Here is a 26,341-nt window from a genome sequence, read left to right on the forward strand (position 1 = left end):
CATTTGCTTCTATTATTTCTACTCCTTTTTGCTCACATAACTTTCTCAATATTACTCCTATATCAATCTTTATTTTTCCATAAATTATTTGTCTTCTATACTTTGGTGCAAAAACTATATGATATTTACAATTCCATTTACTATGTGCTAAACTACTATTATCCATATTGGATACCTCCTTGTATTATAGTTGTGGTCGGCAAACCTACTATAATTTTACAACGGAGGTTTTTTTATTTCTACTCACCGCTAGAAGCTTTCCGGAACCACAGGTCGAACCTGTGGTATTCTAAATACAAAAAAAAGAATGGATTTATTTAATCCATTCTCCTCTTACTTATTGATTTGGTTTTTGATCTCCAGCTGGAGCTTGTGGTTTATCAGCTGGTTTTTGAGGTGTTTCTTTCTTTTTAGTTCCTCTTTTTATAACTGTATCTGTTGTTAAATAAACATCTGTAGCTATAAACTCTCTATCAACTTCAACACCATTTTTATATGTTATTTGATAAGAGCTTGCCTTATATCCTGGCATTCCATAAGATACAACTTTCTCAGTACCTGCTTCCATAGTTGGATCATCTTCATACTTAACTTCTGGATTATATTTTTCATGAACTTCATTTACAAGTTCATAAGTCTTTCCACCCATAGCTTCTACATTACCATATATATTAAATGAAGCTGTTCCTCCACCTACATATCCTTGAATATAAACTGGGAAGTCGTATGAGTTCTTAAATTTATAATCTATCACACCATTTGCAACTGTTGCATCTAATCCTGGTTCTGAGTAAGAAACAGTTAGGGAGTGATTCATTCTCTCAGTTGATCTTAGATTTGCTCTCATTGCTGCTCTATAAAGAGTTGTTGATATCTGGCATATTCCTCCACCATAATCCGGTACAATTTCATTGCCAACATATGTATTAGCTTTTTCATATCCCTTATCTGGAGTTGTATCTCCAATTAATTCATTATAGCTAAACTCTTCTCCTGGCATCACTATAGTTCCATTAACAATTTGAGTTGCAATTTGCATATTTTTAACTCTACCATCTCCAGTATCTTTATAACTACTGCTATAACCACTTATCTTTCCAGTTATTTTGTTTAAATCTTCTGCTTTTACCTTTGCTTGCTCTTCCTTTAACTCAAATGTTAATTCAACAATACTAGTTGGATCTCCATTAATACTTTCTATTAGTTTATTATGAAGCTCTTCTTCGTCTATTTTCTTCCCAATAACTTCTGGTGTAACAACTATGTTTCCTGAATTTATTTCTATGGTAGCATCTTTAGGTGCAACATTTACTTCTGTCTTAACTTTTTCTTCAAAAGCTTTTAAACTTTCTTCATCATATGTAATCTTAGCTTCCATGTTAATATTATCATCATTTTTAATTAATGAATTTTTAGCAAACATTCCACCATCTTTACCATAATTAAAAGCTTCTTCAGCTATTACTTCTGTGTCATACTTAGGTTTTATTTGACTATATGACAATTCTACCTTCTTGTCACCAACTAAAACATTTAGCTTCTTGTCCATAATAAGACCTGATAGTTTTTCATTTAAAGATTTAATAGCTTCTTCTTTGCTTAAGCCACCTAAATCAACACCATATACAGTAATTCCGGGATAAACCTTATTCTCCCATGCTGCTACTCTATTATTTACTGAAAAAATATAACCTATGATTCCTATTATAACTACTATAGTTATAATTATTGCAGCTATTATTGTATTTTTATTTTTAGGAGATATTATTTTTTTATTGTCTTTTTTTTGTCCATCCAACTGCCCCACTCCTTTTCTAAATAAGCATAATATAAATTATGAAAATAATATTTTTCCTATAATTATAATATTACTATATCATTAATATTATATTATATTCTACAGTTTATTTTAATATATTTATATGAATAAAATAACAAACTTTAATTAAATACTTAATAAGTTTTTTCATATTTTTTTACCAAATAAATATAAAATAATTAAAGCCTATAATATTATAATAACTTTAATATTATAAGCTTTTTTAACTAATTTTATTTCTAATGTTTTCAATGTTCTATTTTTTTAATATAGAACATACTATACAGTAACTTTAGTTCTAATTCGAGATGTTTCTCCATCATAATCAAAAGCTTCTATAGTTACATTTACAGGTGAAGTTGTTTTAACAGGCAATTCAGATAATCTTATTTGGAAACTTGTGTCGTCTTTTCCCACCGTTCCTATCCAATATCCATTTACAAAAATATTGTATCCTAATAAATCTACATCATCATTTTTTCTCCATGAAACCTTTAATAATCCGCCTTCCTTAACAGCTCTTAAATCTCTTACTTGCCTTGGCTGCATAAGCAAATCTAAATTATCAGGCCCCCAATTAGCATCAACAGGATTTCCTACCCCATTAACAACTTGACCTTCACTAAATTGCCATATTCTCCATCTTGTCCAACCGCCTAAGTTTGGAGGATATGGTGGATTGACTGGAACATTTGTGTACATAGCTATCCATAAAGGCATATTTTTTAGTGGCTGTGTTCCATTAGGTAATTTAAAATCATTATACAGTTCTATAAAGAAAGCTCCTGTATATAGCATTAATCTTCTTCTAGTTTTTCTCTCGAACCTCTTCCTAAATCTATCTACCCAATCAATTAATGCTTTTGTGCTTATTTTGTTATCTATTGGTGCTTCAACGTCTACTACTGGAAATAAATCTCCGTAATCTTTTTCTCCAAAACCTTCCTGTAATATGTCTATGAATTCGTCACATTGAGAATCTGCAGTAGTCAAATCATATGAAGGTAAAGCATAATGATATGCTCCTACTGGTATTCCATAATCTCTAGCTGCTTTAGCAAATTCCAAGAATTTCCTATCAACCCTAAATCTTCCTGATCCTGAGCCAGATGCTCTTAAATACAAAAAATCTATTGTTCTTGCTAGAGTTTGAAAATTAACATCTTGTGTGTATTCATTTATGTCTATTCCAAATCTACTATTGGGATTTTTATTTTGCATTTTTCCTCCAAGAAAAATATTCTCTATATTAGTTTATTACAATTATTCTTAAAGGTTACTTGTATTTATTATCTAATTACTTTTAACTTTATAAAGAAACTCACATCATTACCATCACATTCAGCCCATATACTTCCGTTATGAAGTTCTATTATATTTTTAGATATAGCAAGACCTAGACCACTTCCTTTAGTATTAGAATTTCTCGCCTCATCTACTCTGTAAAATCTATCAAATAATCTTTCTACTTTTTCTTGTGGTATATTTTCCCCTCTATTTTTTATAGCAATATTTACAAATCCGTTATTTTCATATGAAGATACAATTACATTTCCAGGCTTAAATGAATACTTAATTGCATTCGAAAATAAATTTTCAAATACTCTAACCATTTTCCCTGCATCTATTTCTACCATGCATTTTTCATCTACAAACTTTTTAACTACTTCTATTTCATTTTCTTCAAATACAGGAATATACTCCTCTATTATTTGAGATAAAAATTCGACTATATTTACTTTAGTTCTTTCTAAAGCTATTCCTTTATTATTAAGTTTTGTATATTCAAATAGATCTTCTATTAATTCCTTAAGTTGATTTGATTTATTAAAAGCTATATTCAAATACTCCTTCATCATATTCTCATCTTCATATTTTCCCTCTTTAATAAGTCCTATATATCCCATTACAGATGTTAAAGGGGTTCTTAGATCGTGTGAAACGTTTGTTATAAGCTCACTTTTAGTCTTTTCAGCTCTTCTTTCACCATCAATTCTACTCTCTATTTCAGATGCCATATTATTTATATTTTCAGCCAATTTTTTTATTTCATCTTTTCCCTTTTCTTCTATCCTATATGATAAATCTCCATTTGATATAATTCTTACCCCCGAGGCTATTTCTTCTATATACTTCATTTTCTTATTCGTTACTATAATAAATATAGATATAAACATAATAACAGCTAATACAAGTGCTAAAAATGAATTTTCATCTACATAATAGTCATATGATATATAAGGAACAGGTATCTTTGAATATATAAGATAAGCCCTATCAGCTCCTATATTTACTGGATAAAGAAAAACTCGTTCACTTCCGTCTTCTGCTACAGAATTACTTTTATCTATTATTGCATATATGTCTAATTTTTCTTGAAATTCACCATTAACCTTAAATAATATTTTGCCATCTAAATCCGTCAAATAAATTTTAGCTTTTCCATCATTATATCTATTTAACACTTCTTTTATTTGTTCTTCTTCTTTAATACTTTCTATTTCATATCCATATTCCCCACTTAATTCCTTTGCAATAGAATTAGCCTGTGACTGAACTTCTCCAGTATCATATTCAAGATTAGTTATTGTTTTATTTTTAGATAAAACATTGTTAGCAAATCCATAAAACATAAAAGCTGCTAAAAAACATATAGCAAAAACAAGCATTAATTCAAACCTTATACTTTTTTCTATTCTCCTATAGATCCACTCTAAAATTTCTCTAATTTTAACTCCTAATCTTGAATTATAAAGTTTATAAAAAATCTTTAAAATTAAGTTTCTTATTCCCTTTATAAGCCCAACTCTTTCCTTTTTAACTTTCTCCTTTTTCTTTTTACCTATCAATTTTATAGCCTACCCCCCATACAGTCTTTATGAACTTTGGCTTTCTTGGATCCTCTTCTATCTTTTCTCTTACCTTCCTTATATGCACCATAACTGTATTATCAGACTGCATAAACTCTTGCTTCCAAACGCTGTTATATATATTTTCAATACTAAACACTTTCCCTCTATTTTCACCAAGCAAGACCAATATATCAAATTCTGTTGGAGTAAGCTTTATTTCCTCCCCATCTTTAAAAACTTCATGAGTTTCTAGATTTATACTTATTTCATCAATTTCTAATACATTATCTTGCTTAACTACTAATTCTTCCTTTGCTAATGTATTATTAAACCTCTTATATCTCCTAAGTTGTGATCTTACCCTAGCCACTAATTCTAATGGATTAAATGGTTTTGTTAGATAATCATCAGCTCCAGTATTTAACCCCAATATCTTATCCATATCCTCAGACTTTGCAGATAACATTATTATAGGCATTTCTCTCTCTTCTCTTATTTTCAAACAAGCTTCAATGCCATTTACCTTAGGCATCATTATATCTAAAATTATTAAATCCACATCATTGCTTGAAAGTATGTTTAATGCTTCCTCACCATTTTCTGCCTTTATTGTATCGTATCCTTCACCCTTTAAATATATATCAATTAAATCTCTAATTTCCTTTTCATCATCAACTATTAGTATTCTTTCTTTACTCAAAAAAATCCACTCCTCTCTACTTCTAAAATTAGTTTACCACAAAAGAAGAATTCTTTTAATTTATACTCTCACTGTTTATCTACATTGTAATTAAAATATCTTAATTTTAAACTTTATAATTTCTTAAAAAAACCTTAATATATCAGTATCTATTAAAAACAGTTTAGAAAGATTATTTATATACTTTCATGTACATAAATAAATTAATAAATGAATTTATCTATTAAAAAATATATAATGTTAATTTTTATAAAACCAACCTAGATATTTTTAAAATTAATACCTATTATTTCTAAACCCTATTTATTATTAGTCATTATGATTTCATAATTATACATCCGACTACTCATATATAGTTTTTATCTCTATAGCAATCTGTTTTAAAAAATTGTTGTTTTTGATAACCAAATTTTAAAGACATCATATTTTTTTGATTAAAGTTCAAATTTTAAGTTAAAAATTTAAATAAACAAATTATATATATATTTGTTTGCAAATCTGGTACAAATAACTTTTTATTTAAAGGAGATAGCAATATGGAAATACCATCAACACTATATCGTTATAGTTATAATAGTAATATTAATAATAATTATTATGGTTATGAAATTAATAATGAGATTAGTAATAAATTTAAGCAAGTCGAATTATATCTTAATGAACTATCCATAATTGATATTCTAAAAGATAAAAAGATACAGGCATGTCCTAATTGTAATTCTAACAATTTCATAAAGTATGGAAAATATAGAGGACTACAGAGATTTAAATGTCTCAATAAAGATTGTTGTAAAACCTTTTCCCAAAAAACAAACTCCATATTTAGTAACTCAAAAAAGCCATTGGAGCTTTGGTTAAAATATTTAATTCTTATGAATAATAAATTTTCTTTACGAAAGTGCTCATCTATTTTAGGAATTAATTTGGCTACTTCTTTCTATTGGAGGCATAAATTCTTAGTCACTCAAATATCAAATAACTATAGTGTATTAAAAAATTATATAGAAGTAAGTAAAATAATTATTAAAGAAAATTTTAAAGGGGATAAAAAAGCTAGATATTATAATAAAGAAAATATTTTTATAGCTTGTGCAATGGATAGTAACAAATCACTTATTTCAAAAGCAATTAGTAGAAGATCCATATCTTTAGTAGCTATTAACAAAAACTTTTCTAAAAACATCGATAAATCTTCAATTATATCTGCTTATAATGATAGGTACTTTGATATTTATGCAAAAAATCATAATAATACTGTTTTTCCACTATCTTCACAAGTTATTTCAAAAGTAATTAATCAGTTAGATTCTAATAATCTAACGAATTCAAACATTTTATCATTAAAAAATATAAATGAAACATTACCTTCTAATAGCATCTTTATACATAAATTTTCTTTAAATATAAAAAGATGGTTAGTAAGGTTTAAAGGTGTTGCAACTAAGTATTTAGAAAACTATTTAAACTGGCATATTCTTGATTTCAAAAATGATTATAAAATCTATTCATTAAATCAGCTTTTACTATTTAAAAGTTTATCCTTAAAATCAACTTATATAAAAATAAAGAACTTTCCTAACTACAAATTAATATATCAATATACTTCAACCGGCAACTATTAATTTTTTTCCTCTTACATTATAATTATTTTCTTTAAATATTAAATGGAATCATTTATTTAGACTATTTGTTTTTATGCAAAACAATTGTATATCAATACATTAATTTAAGGTATTTCTTGATTTGATAAAAGGATTCTAATAATAAATAATAAACTTTTTTTCAAAATGCTATTATTAACTATAATTTTATAAATTTAAATAATAGTCTAGCAAAAACTATATAATTATTTTAACAACAATTTTTTAAAACACATTCATATAGTTTATTTAACTATTAATATCTCTGTATTGATGTCAAAATATTTCTAATTAAATCAAAATAAAAGAAATACCTCATTTAATTTTTAAATAATGAGGTATTTCTATTTATTATTCTATTTATTATTTTTTAATATCTTTACATGATATTTATAGAAAGTTTTTAATAATATTTATAAGAAATCTTTATTTTACAAATTATCAATTATAAATACTTATAATCCTGTATTTATTTTCACCAGTTTTTTCTATGTCAACCATATTACATTTTTCTCTTATCCAATCTCCATCTATAACTCCAGTTCCTGCAATCCATCCCTTACCTTCTTTTGCTAGTTTTATATCATATGATATACTGACAGTAAATATATTTTTTCCGTCTTCAGATAAAATCACATCATATACTTTACTATCTGCTACCGTTATTTCTGCTTTTTTTCTTAAATCATTATTTAAATTAAATAACCAATTAGTTGTATGAATTTTTATATATTCTTCAAAAAGTTTCTTACCAATTAGAGTTTTATCATCCGTATCTATTTCTATTTCAGGATAGACTTTACTTGCATCTATATATCCATTTTTTATTTTAACAACTCTTATAAATTCATCTCTTGCTATTTTAGTTTTTATAATTTTATCTTTAATTATTTTATCATCCCAATTTACATATAAAATTTCATCATCAAAGCTTCTCATTCTATAAAGTAAATCATCTCTTTTAACTGGGACTTCACATACATTTTTATATTGCTTAATAAATCTAGTATCTATTTTATAAGATTCATTTCCAATAATCACTTCATTAGGTTCTTTTAGATTCAGCCATTGTGACGGATATCTAAGAAATAAATCCTGTTCTGATATTACTATTTGATCTTTGGGCTGTTTCTTTAAAGCTTCACCTAAGCTTAATGTTAATTCATCTTTCACTTCATTTGAATCTCCATTGTATAAAAAAATAACATTATCCCTTAAATATACATTTTTACTTGAAGTAAGTTGTCCTATATCTATAACTATATTTTCATCAGAATAATTTACTTCATAATAGTCATCATCATTAAATAGACTTATTTCACTTAATGCGGCTTTTTCATCACTGTATTCATAAATTGTGGCATTATCCCCATTTATCTTTATATTATATAACTCTGCACTGTATCCACCATCTTTAGTTTTAGAAAGTTCTTTACTTATTTCTTCTACCTTTATTCCATTACTAATTAATCTCTTAATTATATAATTATAGCTTATGCCCTCTTCTGCTTTTTCATATTTTAAAGCTTCAAGAATTTTATTAATTTCATTATCTCCTTTGCTTGTAAATATAGGAGATAACCAATAGGCAACTAATTTATCTTCACATATAATTCCTACTACTTCTTGAAGTCCATCTACTATATCTAAAGAAAAGGAGTATGCTTCTGCTGGCTTTCCAAGGTAAGGTGTCAAATCATATCCATTTTCTTTTGATTTATTAAAACCATCGTATAATACACTCGATGTATCAATATTGCTTGGTAATGATATAAATCCCCCAAAGCTGCTATTTATTACAATTTTATAATTATCTGAATTTACTTTATCTACAAACTCTTGATATCCTTTTTGATTTGAATTTTTATTTTCTTCATTTTCCTTCTTATCATCTTTTAAATCCTGTTCTTCATATTTTAAGGAATTGTATAGTCTTCTTAATTTTTTCATTTCATCTTTACTTACTTTATACTCAATTCCATTTACATTTATATATTCACCTATAAAGCTAATGTCATACTTTTCTTTTCCTGAAATTGATATAGCAACTTCCCACCCTTTATAAAGTTCTTGTTTTTTATCTTTAATCTTTATTGAGTTTAAATATTTTACTATTTTATCGATATCTTCTTTTTTGGATATTACTTTTTGCTTAGGTGGCGAAGGCATTACTTTAATATTAATACTTGTTACTTTATTTTTATCTATTTCATCTATATGCTTGCTACTAATATTACTCGTTAATCCTACTACTCCTAAAGCTATGATAATAACTCCTCCAACAAGAACAGTTTTGAAACTAAACTTCTTATTTTTAGATATACTTCTTATTCTTTCTTTTAACTTTTTCTTGCCTGTAATCATTGATATCGTCCCAGGCTCATGACTTTTAATATTCACATATTGAAGTACATTTAAAACCGCATTACCATAATCTCTATTCTCATTATTATTTAGTTTTGATAAAACCATCTCATCACATGCTTCTTCACAATCGCTTCTCATAATGTTTAAAGCTAAATATATTATAGGATTAAACCAATGTATAGCTTTTATAAAAGAACTTAACCATGTTATAAATACATCTTTTCTTTTATAATGGCATAATTCATGTAATATTATATATTTCTTTTCCTTTTCATTAATATTACTAGCTAATTTAAGTGGAATTAGTATTTTAGGATTTAGAATTCCACAGATACATGGACTTCCTATTTCATTAGATATTCTTATCTTTAATTTATTTAATTTATTATTTATAGATAAAAGTTTTATCTCTTCTTCTATTGATATATTTAGATCATAGTTGTTGTATTTTTTATATTCTCTTAAAAGATTCATCTGAAGTTTTATATATGAAGTGATTATTTTAATCAAAATTATTGAAAAAGTAATTAACCAAATAGTAAATAAAATTTGCTTGAATTGAAAATTATTTTTACCACTTTCGGTTATGCTATTATTCAAATTTTTACTTACTGCATCTCCATCTTCATTCTTTTCGTAATCCGTTTTATCATTTATTTCTAAGGAATTTAAATTAGGCATAATTGAAATGTCGCTTATAGGCTTGTTATCGGTTTGATTTTGAATGTTTTTTCCTTCTAATATTAGAGACTCTTCTGTATTAATGTTCACAAAATTATATATACTAAATTTACTTTCAGGACTAAATGGAATTAATAACTTTAATATTAAAATAAACCATAAATAATATACTATTGACTTTTTCATATGATTCTTTATTAGTAGTCTTAATGCTAAAATTAAAACTACTAATAAGCTTCCAACTAAAGATGTCTCTAAAATATAATTAACTATTTTAAGATAATCCATTATTTTTCCCCCGATATAAATTTTTCATCTAATAGGCTTCTTAGATCATTTATATCTTCCTTAGTTAGGTTATCTGACTTTACAAAGTTTAATATCATTTCATTTAGTGATCCATTAAATACTTTCTTTATAAAGGAATTGCTTTCCTCTTTAATACACTCTTCTTCTGATACAAGAGGAAAATAGAAATATTCCTTTCCAAGTTTTTTAAAACTTATAGCATCTTTATTTAATAATCTACTTATAAGACTTTTTACAGTTGTGCTTTTCCAAGGCTGCTTTCCTTTAAGCTCTTCAATAATTTCACTTGATGTTGCTTCCCCTAAAGCCCATATTATTTTCATAACTTCCCATTCTGCATCAGATATTTTAGGTAACTTCCCCATAAATCTCTCCCCCATCTTTAATTACATATGTAATTCATAATCTTAGTTTACAAATGTAATCCTTAACTGTCAATATACACATGTAAATATTTTCTTAACATTATTTTATATTTATTATTGTTATATAAATTTTAATATTATTTATCCTTTAAATATTCTGCACACTTTAATCATTATGTAATTTTTTAAAACAATATAGTATTTAAACATTATATAACTTTTAAATATTTTGTTATTTTTAAATACTATAAAAAACATTTATATATTATTGGATTCTTAATCCGCAAAAAATTAATTAATATTATTTAAAGTTTTGTAAATATATAAAAAATGAAGAAGCACCAACTAAGATTAATTTTTCTTAGTCAGTACTTCTTTAAACTCGAAATAATAATAAATCTAAAGCATTCCAAAAGCTAGTACTAAAGCACCAAATACTATTGATACCATAGACATAAGCTTAATTAATATATTTATTGATGGTCCTGTAGTATCTTTAAACGGGTCCCCTACTGTATCTCCTACTACAGCAGCTTTATGACACTCTGACCCTTTACCACCTAACACTCCTGATTCTATATATTTTTTAGCATTATCCCATGCTCCACCTGAATTGGACATCATAATTGCAACTGCAAAACCAGTAACTGTAGAACCTGCTAATAATCCTGCAACACCATTTGGCCCTAATAATAATCCAACTATAAGTGGTGTTAAAATTGCTATTATAGCTATTGTTACAAGTTCTTTCTGAGCAGATTTTGTGCAAATATCAACACAAGAAGCATAATCCGGTTCTGATTTTCCATCCATAAGCCCAGGTATTTCTTTAAATTGTCTTCTTACTTCTACAACTATTTTAGAAGCAGCTCGTCCAACCGCATCCATTGTCTTTGAAGAAAATAAAAATGTAACCATTCCTCCGATAAATAAGCCTATAAGCACTTGAGGATTTAATATAGACAAATTAAATTCAAATTCATAAGCTCCACTTTTCACCATATTTTCAATAGAATCCTTATATGCTGCTATAAATGCAAGAGCAGTAAGTGCTGCTGATCCTATAGCAAATCCTTTTCCTGTTGCTGCTGTCGTATTTCCTAGTGAATCTAATGCATCTGTCCTTCTTCTAACCTCTGGATCTTGATTTGACATTTCAGCTATTCCTCCTGCATTATCTGCAATTGGACCATAAGCATCAGTTGCTAGTGTTATTCCTAAGGTTGATAACATACCCACTGCTGAAATAGCTATCCCATATAATCCTAAGTTGAAATCATTTGATCCACCCGATAACTTGAAACTTATTAAAACTGATAAAGAAACTATTATAACTGGAATTGCAGTTGATACCATTCCTAATGACAAACCGCCTATTATAGTAGTTGCAGGTCCAGTTTTAGTCATATCAGCTAATTTTTTTGTTGGATTATAATTATCTGAAGTATAGTATTCTGTGAAAAATCCTATTAGTATTCCAGCTATAAGACCTGATAATATACTAAAATAAATTCCTATATTCTCAGTTCCTATTACAGTTTTAACTATGAAGAATGAACCTATAGCTACAATAATTGATGATATATATACACCTCTCCTTAATGCTTTTAAAAGATTCTTTTGTGTTGCATCCTCTTTAGTCTTAACAAAGAATGTAGAAAAAATAGATGCCACTACTCCTAAAGTTGCAACTAATAAAGGAACAGCTACCCCCTTAGTAGATAAACCTGCTGCTACTGCTAAAGCGCAAGATGAAACTAATGAACCTACATAAGATTCATATAAATCTGCACCCATTCCAGCAACATCTCCAACATTATCACCTACATTATCTGCTATTACCGCTGGATTTCTTGGATCATCTTCTGGAATTCCTATTTCAACCTTTCCAACTAAGTCTGCTCCAACATCTGCTGCTTTAGTAAATATTCCTCCCCCAACTCTTGCAAACAACGCCATAGAAGATGCCCCAATACCAAATGTTAGTATATTTGTTGTAATTTTAACTACACGTTCTGCTTCAATCAAATCTCTATAATACCAATCTAAGAAGGAATACCCAAGTCCTATATAAAGTAATCCTAAAGAAACAACCACTATACCAATTACAGAGCCACTTTTAAAAGAAACCTTTAATGCTCCATTTAAGCTCTTTTTAGCTGCAGTAGTTGTCCTTGCATTTGCATTTGTTGCAACCTTCATTCCAATAAACCCACTAAGTCCTGATAAAAATCCTCCAACTACAAAAGAGAAGGGTACAAATATTGATACAAAATCAAAGAGGCTTAATACTAAAAAGATAATAAACATTAAAGCAAAAAATATTGCTACTCCTTTATATTGTCTTGTCAGATATGCATTTGCTCCCTTCCTAATCTTAATTGAAATACTTTTTACATTTTCATCGCCTTCATCTTCTTTTAATATTGAGTATGCTTGATAAGCTGCAAAGATTAAACCCAAGACAGAACCAAGTAAAACTAAGAAAATGAAATTCATTATAATTCCTCCTATTATATTAATATAAATATATTAGCTTCACTTTATTATACGTTTCAAACTTTAGGAAAATACTCTAATCTAATAGAAATTTAATATAAAGTATTGAACAATTAATTGATGTCTTTATTTAAGAATTTAAATTATGATGTTTTAGTATATAAAAATTACAAATCAAAATACAAACTAAATATAATATCTAAAATTATATTTGGAGTAATTTTAGTCACTATACCCTTTTTAGCTAATTACTAGATATATCAGTAATACTTTCTTATAAGTTAAAACAGATCTCAATAAAAAATAGGTATGATTTTCGCCTTAAAAATCATACCTATCTACTATCGTTCTATTTATTTAATGAATGCTCTATTATCATATCTATAAACTCAGAATAGCTTATTCCTTTTTCTCCTGCACTTTGAGGGAAAAGACTAGTTGCTGTCATACCTGGTAAAGTATTAACTTCTAATACATATGGAACACCCTCTTCTGTAATTATCATATCAATTCTAGCATATACAGAGCATTTTAATGCCTTGTATGTGTCAAGAGCCATCTTTTCTACTTCACTATGAATATCTTTTTCTAAGTTTATTGCATAATGTTCAGCTCCATTTGCAGAATATTTTTGCTCATAATCATAGAAATCAGTTTTAGCCTTTATAGCAAGTACTGGGAACATTTCATTTTCAAATACAGGGCAAGTTATTTCATCACCTTTTATAAATTCTTCGATCATAACTTCATTATCCCACTTTAAACCTTCTCTAACTGCATTTTCAACATCTTCTTTTTTTGTTATTTTAAATGTTGCAACACTTGATCCCCCATTAGTTGGCTTTATAAACACTGGATATCCTATTTCTTCTATTGCAGCATAATCAATTTCTTCTATTGATCTAACATTTAGCCATCTTGCAGTTCTTATTCCATTAGCTTTTAAAATCGTTTTTGTTAAATCCTTATCCATACATAATGAACTACTTAATGTATTACAACCTGAGTATGGTATTCCTAAAGTTTCTAATACAGCTTGAACTGTACCATCTTCTCCAAATTTTCCATGTAAAGCTAATAATGCAAAATCTATATCTCTTACTTTTTCTATTACATCTTCCTTCTTATCTATAATAACTGGAATAACTTCATACTTTTCCTTATTTATATGTTGCATCATAGAATTTCCACTATTTAATGATACTTCTCTTTCTGAAGATATTCCCCCCATTAAAACTCCAACTTTCATAACAAGTCCTCCATTTTACTATAAAATTTACTGATTTAAATCTTTAATTATTATATCACTATACAGTCTATGATTAAAGTAATAAAAGTAAACTTAAAATTAAAATTCCACTCTCATACTATGAAGGATTATTATCCTCATAAAATTATCCTTAAATTTAAAGTTAATATAATTTCTTTAAAAATAAAAAAAGATATAGGATTTATTATTTATTACACTAATTATCCTATATCTATCTTGCTATATTCAAATTTCAGTTTTACATCTTTTTTATGATTACATTTATAGATTTATTTATGTAGGAACTTTATACTTGTATTAATGAATTTATTTTAAAATATTGTTATAAAACTAACTTAAAAGCCTCAATAAGATCATCATCAGATACCTTTAGTCTTGAACTAAATGGTATTTGATAGCTATGTTCTTATCCATCTCATCTTTAAATTTATGTTAACTTTAAATCTATTTTTCTAATTCATTAGGCTTAATTACAAACTCAATTTATCTTCATAATCATTTTTATTACTTTTTAATTTAAAACTCAATTTAGCTTTATAACTTTCTTTGATTATTTCTTTTTAATTTCCTTTTTATTAACTTCTTTATAATACTTACATTGCTTTGTTAAGTTACAAATTTCACATTTTGGATTTCTAGCAATACAGCATCTTCTTCCATGAAAAATTAATAAATGATGTGCTAAGCTCCATTCCCTTTTAGGCAGTTCTTTTTGTAGTTGCTTTTCTACTTCTAATACATTATCAGAATCTGCAAGTCCTAATCTATTTGAAACTCTAAATACATGAGTATCTACAGCTATCGATGGCACTCCAAAAGCATTTGATAAAACTACATTAGCAGTTTTTCTACCTGCTCCAGCTAATGAAGTTATTTCTTCCATAGTGTTTGGCACTTCTCCATTAAACTTTTCTTTAAGTTGATTACACATCATTATTAGATTTTTTGCTTTACTTCTATATAATCCAATTTGTTTTATTCTTTTTTCTAGCTCTTCCACTGTAAGAGTTAAAAATGAATCTAAATCTGGATAATCCCTAAACAAAGTTTCGGTTACTTCATTTACTTTTTTATCAGTTGTTTGAGCTGATAGTATAGTAGCAACTAAAAGCTGAAATGCTGATTCATGATTTAATTCACACTTTGCATCTGGATAATCTTCCTTCAATGTTTCTAATATTGTTTTTGTTCTTTGCTTCATAAAATCACCTATTTATATATTCCTCTATATTTTTCAGGCAGCAAGTTTGCAATTGACTTCATTATATATTGCATAGATCTTTCATCAAATTCATGCTTATCTTCATCCTTTTCTTTTCCTGGTAATGTGATAGGATCACCAATTTTAATATTTACATCTGCATAATTAAACTTTTCTCCACCCATATCACCATCTTTATTTATAGGTAAAAGGACTTCAGTTCCATACATACCAATTGGTATTATTTGAGCTTTTGTAAGCCTTGCAATTAACAGCACTCCTTTTTTCCCTTCAATCATTGATCCAGTTCTACTTCTTGTTCCCTCTGGGAAAATAACTAAGTTTTCTCCACCTCTAACAAGCTTAACTATCTTTGTAATGGCCTCTTTATCAGCTGAGTTAGGCTTAATACCAACATTCTTAATCATAGCTGTTCCTAATCTAGTTACAGGATCATTTGAAAGTTTTACTCCTGCAACAAATGTTGGATCATACTTTTCTCTAAGTACTTTATCCAAGATTAACCCATCAGCATTACTTAAATGATTGCATATAAATATTTTAGGTCCACTTGCCTTTTCTATGTTTTCAAATCCTTCTATTTTAATATTTGCATATTTTTTAAAATATTTGTTTACAATAACTTTTGTTATCTTTACTACTAATGATTCTGGTAATACATTTATTACCTTTACTAATGTTGGTGATAACATTAATCTCCCTCACTTCCTATTGTTATATGTAATATTATATTTTATTACTATTTAAAAGTCTATCAACATAATCTTTTAAATAGGGAGAATCAGTTTTTATATCACTTATATCCCCATTATTATGCCTAATTTTAATTAAAGCATTCCTTTTCAAAACATTTTTTCCTCTCCATCCACAAGAAGTATTTAGAAATGTTTCTTTGAATTCTCTATTATTTATATTTGCTAATTCAAGTGCATTTTCCTTATTCATAAAATCAAAAGGATAAAAATCACTTATACTTGAAAAACTTATATCTTCATTATATGGACAACAGTTTTGACAACTATCACAGCCGAAAACTCTTCCCTTTAATAATTTTATATGCTTATCCTCTAAATCCTTCTTTTGAGTAAAATATGAAACGCATATATTACTATTTTTTCTATATGCATTTATAGATTTACTTGGACAACTTTTATAACACTTATCACATTCTCCACATTCTTTAAAAAGAGAAATTTCATTAAAACCTCTTTCATTATCACAGTTGATTTCTAAATCAGTTATTATTTCTCCTAAAAAAACATATGATCCATACTTTTCTGTAATAATCATATTATTCTTACCTATAAATCCAACCTTCGCTAAATAAGCTATATATCTTTCAGGTAAAAAGTTGCTATCAACAAATGAATTGGCCTTTCCACCAATACTTTCTATGTATTCACATATTTTACTTAAATATGATTTTACTACTTTATGATAATCTTTTCCTCTTGTATAAACTGAAAAACCATTATCAAAGTAATTTATATCATGAAGATAAGGGAAAGCTATTGATATAATAGTTTTCCCATCACTCATATAATTAAAAGGATTTATCCTCTTTTCAATATCTTTTTCTTCAAACTCATTTTCAAGTCCTTGTTTTCTTCTTTCATAAAAGAAATCTTTAAGTTCTGCAAACTCCCTGCATTTTATAAAGCCTAAAGTATCTAGCCCTAATGAGTTACAATAATTAATTATATCTTCTTTTATCATAACGAACCTCTATATAATTATATTACTTAACATATTACTTCTATATAATCATACTCTCTTTTTTATATTCTGCTTTCTTATATAATATCTAACTACTTTGATAATTAAATTATCTTCACTAGTCAATATCATATACAATAATCAATGTTCTATATAATAATAAAACTTTATATAACAATCAAATTTTATATAATAATTAATCTTTATATAATAATAAACTTTTATATAACCATGTTATTATATATTGTTTTTTTATTTCCATCTTCATCTACTACCTCAATTATATCATTAAGATTTCTAATGATATTTCTTCCTGCACAGCCAACAACAGTAGCTTGTTCAGGTACTTCCTTTAAAACTACGGTATTTGCTCCAACTCTAGACCCCTTTTTTAAAGTTATTGGACCTAATACCTTTGCTCCAGCCCCAATTATTACGTCATCTTCTACTGTTGGATGTCTCTTTCCTTTTTCTTTTCCAGTACCACCTAAGGTAACTCCATGATATATAGTGACATTGTCTCCTATTTCACTTGTTTCTCCAATTACTACTCCCATACCATGGTCTATAAATAGTCCTTTTCCAATTTTAGCACCTGGATGAATTTCTATGCCTGTAAAAAATCTAGCTAATTGTGATAATAATCTAGCACAAAAGAATCTTTTATGATTGTACAAAAAATGTGCTATTCTATATGCAATTAATGCATGGATGCAAGGATATAACAAAAGTACTTCTATTTTACTTCTTGCAGCTGGGTCTCTTTCTAATATATTATTTATATCATAACTTAAATTTTTAAACACAGCTATTTTCCTCCCTTTGTTAAAATTACTTATTACTAATTTTAATCGTAAATCCCCATTGATATATATTTCTCTCCACCATCAGGTGCTATTACCAAGACTTTTTTCCCCTTGCCAAGTCTTTTAGCTTCTTGAAGTGCTACAAATATAGCTGCTCCTGATGATATACCTAGTAATATTCCTTCTTTTTCCGCAAATTCTTTCGTCATCTTAAATGCATCTTCATCCGAAACTTTTATTATTTCATCAATACACTCTGGATTATATATTTCTGGTATAAATCCTGATCCAAGACCTTGTATATTATGAGCTCCTGCCCTTCCTCCACTTAATACTGGTGATTTAATCGGCTCTACTGCAATAACTTTAATCTCTTTCATCTTCTCTTTTAGCTTATTCCCAACTCCTGTTACAGTTCCACCAGTTCCTACACCTGCAATAAAAACATCTAAATTGATTAGGTCTGAACATATCTCTTCTGCTGTAGTTTCATAATGCTTTGTTGAATTTGCTAAATTTTCAAATTGTTGAGGCATAAAATAATTATCTTGCTTAGAAAGCTCTTTTGCCTTTTCTATAGCCCCATTCATTCCCTCTGCACCATCAGTTAATATTAGTTCTGCTCCATAAGCCTTTATCAAATCTCTTCTTTCCTTACTCATACTATCTGGCATTACAATTATAACTTTATATCCCTTTAATCTTCCAATCATAGCTAAAGCTATACCTGTATTTCCACTTGTTGGCTCTACAATTACTGAACCTTCTTTTAATAATCCTTCCTTTTCTGCTTTCTCAATCATTCCTAAAGCAGCCCTATCCTTAACACTTCCACCAGGATTATATTTTTCTAATTTAACATAAACCTCTGCACTATCTTCATCAGACAGGTTGTTTAATTTTAGTATAGGAGTATTCCCTACTAAATCTAATACACCATTATATATCATCATTTCCTCCTACTATTTGAGCTAAACTCAAAAAATAAACTTAGTTACTATATCAATATATAGTCTTTAATTCACGCTATTTTATTAACTATTATAAATTAAAAACTTCGTCTCTAAACAATATAGAGACGAAGTTAGCTCCGTGGTTCCACTCTAATTAGATTAATAAATTAATCTCACTCATAAATGCAAATAATGCATCATCATTATAACGGATGATACCGGAAAGTTCTACTATATTTCAAACTTCAACTCCAAAGTGCACTTCATATAAATTGCAGGTAAAAAGTTCTCATCTTCCTTTTCTTTCTGTAACCTTCCTCTATACTACTCTTCTTTTTCTTAGTTTTTAATTCTGAGTATTTTAGTAAGTTTTATATTATCATTATATTCTTAAAGCTTTAATTGTCAACCCACTTTAATCTTTCTATTTTATCTTTTTCTTCCAAACTGGATATAAAATTTCATCTATTAAATCATGAGTGTTGACAGCTCCTATTAATTTATCTTCTTCATCGATTACTGGTATAGCTAATAAATCATATTTAGCTGCAATTTCTATTGCTTCATCTATATTAATATCATGTCTAATTACATTAATATTTTCATTCATTATATCTTTAACTTTAACATTAGGCTTATTTAATATTAAATCTAATTGACTTATATCGCCTAATATCCTATCACCTTCATCAGTAATATAAATCCTGTAAAGTTCATCTTCTTCAAGTTCTTCCATTTCCCTTAATATATCAATTATTTCACCAACAGTTATATCTAAATTAAATGAAATAAAGTCTGTACTCATTATACTACCAACAGCTTCATCTTCATAACTTAATAATTCCTTAACTTCATCTGCATCTTCTTTTTCTAAATTCACAAGAATCTTTTCTCTTTCATCATCATCTAGTTCGTCTAGAATATCTGCAATTTCATCATTAGGCATATTTTCTAAAAGCTCAGCTGCTTTAGTTTCACTTAAATCTTTTATAATACTACCTTTATATTCAGGTTCAATTTCTTCTAATGTATCTGCTGCCAAATCTTCATCTAATGATTCAAAGATTTGTTTTCTTGAACTTGCATCTAAGTTTTCTAATATATCTGCTAAGTCTGCTGGATGAAGAGTTGATAGTTTTTTATATGGTACTGCTATTTGTAAGTTGTTGTCTACCATTTCAAGAGATTCAACATCATCCCACATTAAAACTCTATCTTCATAATCTTTTCTAAGCATCTTATAGATAAAGCTACCAAACTTTGCGCAATTCATTCTTCTAAATCTTGCCATAGGACCAGTTTCAACAGCTATTACCCTATATTCTCCTGCAATTTCAGCTATTCTTAAATCATCAACTCTAACTACTTGTTTGCCATTAATATCTACTATTTTTTTATCTAGTAGATGCTCTGATAAAAGGTAAGAATATGTTCTTGGGAGTATTTCTTTGCTGCCTCTTGTAACTATTTTTATCCTATTGTCTTGTTGATAAAAATTAATACTCCTAAACTCATAGTGAAAAGTATATCCATCTCTTTTGACTTTGTAGCCAATTACCCTTGGATATCCGTCTTCAGTAGTTACATAAATATCTTTAAGTTCTCCAATGCTTTCATCAAACTCGTCATATATCTTTCTCCCTAAGATATTTGTGTATAGAAATACTGATAGTTTCTTCATATCTTTTCCTCCTCACTTTTAGAAGAGTAGACAATGAATCAACTATTAATAAGATTAATTTATAATGAAGTCTATCTCCTCTAAAACTCTAATATTCAATTTTGATAAGTTACTACTCTGAGGGACACCCTCCATTTTAAATTCACCCCTTATTTATTTAGAATAAATATTATTTCATTTTATTATACATACAATCTCCAATACTATATTATATTAAAATACCCTAAAAAGGCAACCTTTTTAAGAATGTAAAATTTAAAATGAATAGTTAAAATTTACGGATATTTTGATTCTCAAAACTTAAAATTCAAATAAAAAGACTGATGCTACTTTGTCATCAGTCTAAAAAAAGGAACTGCTACATAACTTTTGCAACAATTCCTTTTCTAAATTAAGTATTTATTTAAATGTAGATATAGATTTAAATAAACAAAATAATATTAACACTTCACCAATTATTGGATAAGGATATATACTTATTCCACCTAATAGCAAAATATATTCTACTATATATAAAATTAAACTTACTATAAGCAACCTCATACCAACTTTATTACAAAACGGCTTATCCAAATTAATTAATATAAACACCGCTAAAGAAGCTAATATAATTAAATATATTAAAATTGGTATCATTCCATTTTCTAAGGAAATAATAAACCCAAACTTATTAGTTATACTTATACTAAATTTATATGTATATACTAACACAACATATAGTAATCCTAAGATTATCATAAAAATATAGTTTCTATTAAACTTTAACTTTTCATTTCTTAAAAAAATGTATAAAGCTGAAAGTATAATTAACGGAATACTAAAGTAATTAAGTAAAACATAGTATCTCAAAAAATATATTATCCTTTGTTTTTCTATTATTACTCCACCTAATAAAACTAAGCACCTTAATATTATTGGCATTAACGAAATACTTACAAATAGTCTAATTTTCTTTGGTGATAAATCTATATTCTTTTTTTCTAGATATAAAATAAATGTAATTATAAATAACAAAAGACATAAATAGCTAAACTCTAACAATTATTACTCCTACCCTTTTATATTACTGCTACTTATAATTATTAAAAAAATTCTCATTTTATTCTAGTTTTATATTATTTTACGCCTAAAATTTTCAAGCCACCTTTTATACATTTTATATGGAGTGGAAATTCTGGTCCTTTTTCTCCATCAATATCTGTTCCAATATCTTCTTGAGATTCAATATATAAATTATTTGTTTTAAAATAAATAACATTATCTGAATCTAAATGTTCACCCTTCAATACTTTAACAAATAGAGGTATTAATTCTATTATAGGTATTGCTTTAAATATTATAACATCAAGCTGTCCATCTGTTGCATCTGCTCTTGTAGCTAATTTAAAATTACCAGCTGTTTGACCATTGAATACTAACATGAAGTACATCTTGCCCTCATATTCCATTTCATCAGACTTAATTTTTATATCAAGCTTTCTAAAGTTTGGTAGCTCTTCTAGTCCTTTTAAATAGTATGCAAGTTTACCTATTGTATTTTTTAAATTTACATCTGTTTTTTGTGAAACATCTGTAAATAGACCTGTACTTGCAACATTTACAAAATACTTATCGTTTATACTTCCTAAATCTACTGCTGTAACTTCAGAAGATAATATTTGTCTGCACGCTTTTGAAACATCTGAAGGCATACCTAAAAATTTTCCAAAATCATTAGCTGTTCCAACTGGTAATATTCCTATTGGAACTGAGATTCCACACTTAGTCATTGCATTAACTACATTGTCTATTGTCCCATCTCCACCAGCAATTAAAACATAATAATAGTTATTTTCCTTAAAATCATTAAAAGCATTTATAACATCCACTTCTTTATCTATTCTATATGGGACAATCGTGTATCCTGCTTCTTGGTGTATCTTTATAACCTTATCTAGCTGATCCAATATTAGGTTTTCTCCTGAGTATGGGTTATAAATAAATTTTACCTTTTTCACATTACCCCTCCTAGGTTAATTTTATATTATATTCCAATTATAAAAACTCTATAATTCCATACAATAAGTATATATAGTATATTACTATATTTTACATATAAATCAAATTAAATATTAGCCTCATTTCTTAATTTTATCTTAATAATTAAATTAATCTTTAAATATCTTATATTTAATAGAAATATATGATATAATATTGCATTGATAATAAGACATTAAAGGAACTAAAAATCTTTGTGTCTTAAAACCAGGAGTGATTTTATGAAAAAAAGTTGTATTCCAAATGTTTTTACATTTATTAATTTATCATGTGGCATAATATCTATTTTATACACTTTTGAAAAAAATTATTTATTTGCTTGCTTCTTTATAATAATAGCAGCACTTGTAGATAGATATGACGGAAGAGTAGCAAGATGGTTAAATGTTTCTAGTGAGCTAGGAAAAGAATTAGACTCATTAGCTGATTTAGTTTCCTTTGGAGTTGCACCATCTATACTTACATTCTTAATGTATGATTTAGCAAAGGTAGGACCAGCTGGAATAATAGGTATTGCTGTATTATTAGCTTTCCCTATATGTGGAGCTTACAGATTAGCTAGGTATAATACTTCCACATTTGATGGAGTTTTTACTGGAATTCCTATAACTATTGCAGGAAGTTTCATGGCTGTTTTTGTATTTTTTACATTAAACCATAGATTAACTCCATGGATTCCAATTATACTTCTAATACTAGGATCTTATCTTATGGTAAGTTCATTTAAATTGAAGAAACTTTAGTCACAAAGATAGTAAAAACAAAAAAGCTATTTCAATTAATATTGGAATAGCTTTACTTTTTACTCTTCATCTTCTCTTTCTGAATTATCAAAATCTAATTCATAATCTATTTCTGTTAATATACTATCTTTATTTGTTTTTTCATCTATATACTGTTTTTTCATTTTACAATACCTTGTGTAAGAACTACTACACTCATCTAGTGTTTTTATTATTTCGTCTATTATGTCCCCTAAGTCATCTGCTCTTTCTACAGCATCCCTTACATGGCTTTTCTTAGCTTCTGATATATTATTTAATTCATTTGCTCCACCAATTAATAGCCTATAAGAGTTGACCATAGAACCAAGTAAATTAGTCAAATTATTAATTTCGTCATATTGATTTTTGATTAAATCTCTGTATGGCAATTAACCACCTCTCATTATACTATCTAATTATAACTTCACTTACCTATTGTAAACTCTCAGTATCTTCTAAACTTTTGTTTTCTACTTCAATATTATTTTCTTTTTCAGAATTACCTTCTACTTCATCTTTGTTTTCTCTCGTTGTTGTATCTCTTTCTTCTATAAGTTTATTATTTTCTTTTAAATTATCATTTTCCATAGATTTAACATTAATAGACTCGTTATCTATTAACCTATTCTTTTTTATTGCTCTTACAAATTTATCTTCTATAAATCTATTATTATTTTTTTGGCTCTCTTGTACAAATTCATTATCCATCATATTAAATATATCTGAATCATACTTAGAACTCTCTTCCAATTCTTTATTACCTTTACAAACCTCTTCTTTATTTATTAGTTTACAATTTAAACTTTCTATTTGCTCTCTTAATATCTCCTTTGCATCATTAACTATTTCATTAATTGTTTTTTCAATAGAATCATAGTTTAAGTTTTCACATTTTAATGATGCTAAATGCTCATTGTAAATATCTTCGATTTTCCCAATATAATAATCTATCATTCCATCTATATCTGCCCTTGACAAAGGTCTTCTTATATTGGAAATAATATTTTTATAATTATTGTATAATTCTCTAAATTTATTGACATATAGATTAAGTAATTTTAAACGCTCTCTTTCACTCATATCAAGACAACCTGCTTCTCTGAGTTCTTCCATATATCTCATAAATCCTTTTACATAATTTGCAATTTGTTCTTCTATGATTTCTTCCTCTACATTTTTCAATTCACTTTCTAAAACTTCTTCGATTTCACCTCTAGAATTTCTAGATATACTATATTCTATATCAGCTAACTTTGCTCTACTATTTGGGACACTAAATTCACTTGTCTTTCTTTCTGTATCATACTCCATTGAATCTGTTTCAAAATTATATCTAAAATCTTCATTAAAAAGTACAGGTACAAAAAACTCCTTAGGTATTGATATAAACATGACGTACCCCCTTAAACATTTGTAATTTTACAGTATGGTTTAAAGTATGCTCTTGGATATTTGCATAAAGGGCAAACTAAAGGTGCTTCTTCACCTTCATGGATGTATCCACAATTCATACATACCCATAATGAGCCTTCTGGACCCCTAAACATGGTTCCATCTTCAAGTTTATCAAATAGTGCTTTAAATCTTTTAGCATGATTTTCTTCTGTTTCAGCTAATTCTTTATAAAAGTCTGCTATTTCATTAAAGCCCTCACTTCTTGCATCTTCTTCAAACTTTTTATATGAATTTTCGTACTCATCTTCTTCACCTAAAATACAATCTAATAAGTTATCCTTAGTGCAACCTATCCTGTTTAAAAACCTCCCAAATACTTCTCTTGCATGAGCTAATTCATTTCCTGAAGTTTCGTCAAATATTTCCCCAACCCATTGATATCCATCTAACCTTGCTTTTTCAGCATATAATGTATACTTAGTTCTTGCTCTAGATTCTCCAGCAAAAGTCCTGTAAAGATTTTGTTCTGTTTTACTTCCCTTGAACTCCATTCTAATCTCCTAAAAATTTATACACTTATACATTATGCATTTTATTATTTAAATGTGAACTTAAGTAGAGTTTTACAAATCAATTTATTAATGAAGATTTTAAAGGCTAAAAAATTAGAAAGTCGAGGAATTTTTAATACGTAAAATTCCTGAATTGCACATTAAAAAATACCGCATATTCACCTTTGAATAATTCGATATTTTATCGATTAAATAATAATTTTATTTTTCATTAACTATCTGTAAGTAAGTTTTTATATCTAGATTTTCTTTTAAAGTAGTACTAACTTTATCAAAATCACAATTTTTAAAATAAAATGTTTGTTCCATAAAACTGCCTAATACCTTAACATTTATATCTTTTGATCTAATAATTATACTAACTTTTTCAATTTCACTCCATAGTATAACCTCTTTATATTTATACATTGATAAAAAGCCTTTTGAGCTAATTCCTCTTTTTATCCACATAAGTAAAAGCATAACAATAGCTAATATTCCTGTAACATAATGAAACCAACTCTTTGCAAAAAAATATATAATGCTACCTAAAGCAATAATAACTAACAATACAGTAGCAATTTCAAAATAGCTTTTCTTGGTAGGTATTATCAGTGCCTTTATATATAATAATTGCTTAAAAATAATTACAATAAAAAATATTAGAATAATAATATCAAAAATTTTCATAAAAACTCCTTTTCTAACTGTATT

General features: G+C 27.2%; 23 protein-coding genes and 1 other annotated feature. Of the genes, 2 read left to right on the forward strand and 21 right to left on the reverse strand.

Features of this window, described 5'->3' with window-relative positions; all coding sequences use genetic code 11:
* The 5 genes from CSBG_RS13040 to CSBG_RS13060 form a co-directional block, all read right to left on the reverse strand.
* Positions 1-166: IS200/IS605 family transposase (locus CSBG_RS13040; protein ID WP_008680217.1), on the reverse strand; the 166-nt coding region annotated here is incomplete at its 3' end.
* 171 nt (positions 167-337) lie between these two features.
* Positions 338-1,798, reverse strand: coding sequence for a VanW family protein (locus CSBG_RS13045; protein WP_008680218.1), 1,461 nt, complete (start codon positions 1,796-1,798; stop codon positions 338-340).
* Between the two features lie 300 nt (positions 1,799-2,098).
* Positions 2,099-3,040 carry a glycoside hydrolase family 25 protein gene (locus CSBG_RS13050; RefSeq protein WP_008680219.1) on the reverse strand — a complete coding sequence of 314 codons (942 nt, stop codon included), beginning with the start codon at positions 3,038-3,040 and terminating at the stop codon, positions 2,099-2,101.
* A gap of 68 nt (positions 3,041-3,108) precedes the next feature.
* Positions 3,109-4,668 (reverse strand): ATP-binding protein, encoded by a 1,560-nt coding sequence (locus tag CSBG_RS13055; RefSeq protein ID WP_008680220.1) that lies wholly within the window; start codon positions 4,666-4,668, stop codon positions 3,109-3,111.
* A complete protein-coding gene (locus CSBG_RS13060) occupies positions 4,658-5,371 on the reverse strand; it encodes a response regulator transcription factor (RefSeq protein ID WP_008680221.1) in 714 nt (237 codons plus the stop codon). Before CSBG_RS13060 ends, CSBG_RS13055 begins: the two co-directional genes overlap by 11 nt.
* A 536-nt stretch (positions 5,372-5,907) precedes the next feature.
* Between CSBG_RS13060 and CSBG_RS13065 the strand changes: the two genes are divergently transcribed.
* Entirely contained in the window at positions 5,908-6,993 is a 1,086-nt protein-coding gene (locus CSBG_RS13065) for a hypothetical protein (RefSeq protein ID WP_008680223.1), read from the forward strand.
* Between the two features lie 459 nt (positions 6,994-7,452).
* Here the strand turns inward: CSBG_RS13065 and CSBG_RS13070 are convergent, their stop codons facing one another.
* The 12 genes from CSBG_RS13070 to CSBG_RS13125 all read right to left on the reverse strand — a co-directional run bounded on the left by CSBG_RS13070 (position 7,453) and on the right by CSBG_RS13125 (position 22,877).
* Positions 7,453-10,347, reverse strand: a complete 2,895-nt coding sequence (locus tag CSBG_RS13070) for a M56 family metallopeptidase (protein ID WP_008680225.1) — start codon at positions 10,345-10,347, stop codon at positions 7,453-7,455.
* Positions 10,347-10,733 carry a BlaI/MecI/CopY family transcriptional regulator gene (locus tag CSBG_RS13075; protein WP_008680227.1) on the reverse strand — a complete coding sequence of 129 codons (387 nt, stop codon included), beginning with the start codon at positions 10,731-10,733 and terminating at the stop codon, positions 10,347-10,349. The genes CSBG_RS13070 and CSBG_RS13075 overlap by 1 nt, the downstream gene beginning before the upstream one ends.
* A 399-nt stretch (positions 10,734-11,132) precedes the next feature.
* Positions 11,133-13,232: a sodium-translocating pyrophosphatase gene (locus CSBG_RS13080; RefSeq protein ID WP_008680229.1), complete on the reverse strand. Its 2,100-nt coding sequence runs from the start codon at positions 13,230-13,232 to the stop codon at positions 11,133-11,135.
* 349 nt (positions 13,233-13,581) lie between these two features.
* Positions 13,582-14,481, reverse strand: a complete 900-nt coding sequence (locus tag CSBG_RS13085) for a D-alanine--D-alanine ligase (protein ID WP_008680230.1) — start codon at positions 14,479-14,481, stop codon at positions 13,582-13,584.
* A 571-nt stretch (positions 14,482-15,052) separates the two neighbouring features.
* A complete protein-coding gene (gene nth, locus CSBG_RS13090) occupies positions 15,053-15,703 on the reverse strand; it encodes an endonuclease III (protein ID WP_008680233.1) in 651 nt (216 codons plus the stop codon).
* 8 nt (positions 15,704-15,711) lie between these two features.
* Positions 15,712-16,416, reverse strand: a complete 705-nt coding sequence (locus tag CSBG_RS13095) for a lysophospholipid acyltransferase family protein (protein ID WP_008680234.1) — start codon at positions 16,414-16,416, stop codon at positions 15,712-15,714.
* A gap of 34 nt (positions 16,417-16,450) precedes the next feature.
* Entirely contained in the window at positions 16,451-17,440 is a 990-nt protein-coding gene (gene queG / locus CSBG_RS13100) for a tRNA epoxyqueuosine(34) reductase QueG (protein ID WP_008680237.1), read from the reverse strand.
* Between the two features lie 221 nt (positions 17,441-17,661).
* Complete coding sequence (epsC, locus tag CSBG_RS13105) at positions 17,662-18,246, reverse strand: serine O-acetyltransferase EpsC (protein WP_008680240.1); 585 nt, start codon at positions 18,244-18,246, stop codon at positions 17,662-17,664.
* Between the two features lie 41 nt (positions 18,247-18,287).
* Positions 18,288-19,196 (reverse strand): cysteine synthase A, encoded by a 909-nt coding sequence (gene cysK, locus CSBG_RS13110; protein WP_008680241.1) that lies wholly within the window; start codon positions 19,194-19,196, stop codon positions 18,288-18,290.
* 121 nt (positions 19,197-19,317) lie between these two features.
* Positions 19,318-19,549: a binding site (T-box leader), on the reverse strand.
* A gap of 74 nt (positions 19,550-19,623) precedes the next feature.
* Positions 19,624-20,880, reverse strand: coding sequence for a CBS domain-containing protein (locus tag CSBG_RS13115; protein WP_008680243.1), 1,257 nt, complete (start codon positions 20,878-20,880; stop codon positions 19,624-19,626).
* Positions 20,881-21,279: 399 nt separating this feature from the next.
* Positions 21,280-21,921, reverse strand: a complete 642-nt coding sequence (locus CSBG_RS13120) for a hypothetical protein (RefSeq protein WP_008680246.1) — start codon at positions 21,919-21,921, stop codon at positions 21,280-21,282.
* A 74-nt stretch (positions 21,922-21,995) separates the two neighbouring features.
* Positions 21,996-22,877: a YegS/Rv2252/BmrU family lipid kinase gene (locus CSBG_RS13125; protein WP_008680248.1), complete on the reverse strand. Its 882-nt coding sequence runs from the start codon at positions 22,875-22,877 to the stop codon at positions 21,996-21,998.
* A 261-nt stretch (positions 22,878-23,138) separates the two neighbouring features.
* On the opposite strand from CSBG_RS13125, the gene pssA reads away from it, so the two are divergent.
* Positions 23,139-23,660 carry a CDP-diacylglycerol--serine O-phosphatidyltransferase gene (gene pssA, locus CSBG_RS13130; protein ID WP_008680251.1) on the forward strand — a complete coding sequence of 174 codons (522 nt, stop codon included), beginning with the start codon at positions 23,139-23,141 and terminating at the stop codon, positions 23,658-23,660.
* A gap of 59 nt (positions 23,661-23,719) precedes the next feature.
* On the opposite strand, the gene CSBG_RS13135 is transcribed toward pssA, so the two are convergent.
* The 4 genes from CSBG_RS13135 to CSBG_RS13150 form a co-directional block, all read right to left on the reverse strand.
* Complete coding sequence (locus CSBG_RS13135; RefSeq protein WP_008680252.1) at positions 23,720-24,070, reverse strand: hypothetical protein; 351 nt, start codon at positions 24,068-24,070, stop codon at positions 23,720-23,722.
* A gap of 43 nt (positions 24,071-24,113) precedes the next feature.
* Complete coding sequence (locus tag CSBG_RS13140) at positions 24,114-25,073, reverse strand: hypothetical protein (protein ID WP_008680253.1); 960 nt, start codon at positions 25,071-25,073, stop codon at positions 24,114-24,116.
* Positions 25,074-25,084: 11 nt separating this feature from the next.
* Positions 25,085-25,627, reverse strand: coding sequence for a rubrerythrin family protein (locus CSBG_RS13145; protein ID WP_008680255.1), 543 nt, complete (start codon positions 25,625-25,627; stop codon positions 25,085-25,087).
* 222 nt (positions 25,628-25,849) lie between these two features.
* Entirely contained in the window at positions 25,850-26,317 is a 468-nt protein-coding gene (locus CSBG_RS13150; protein ID WP_008680257.1) for a hypothetical protein, read from the reverse strand.
* Positions 26,318-26,341: the final 24 nt, after the last annotated feature.

Origin of the sequence: Clostridium sp. 7_2_43FAA (genome assembly GCF_000158375.2) — a bacterium.
Lineage (GTDB): Bacteria > Bacillota > Clostridia > Clostridiales > Clostridiaceae > Clostridium > Clostridium tertium.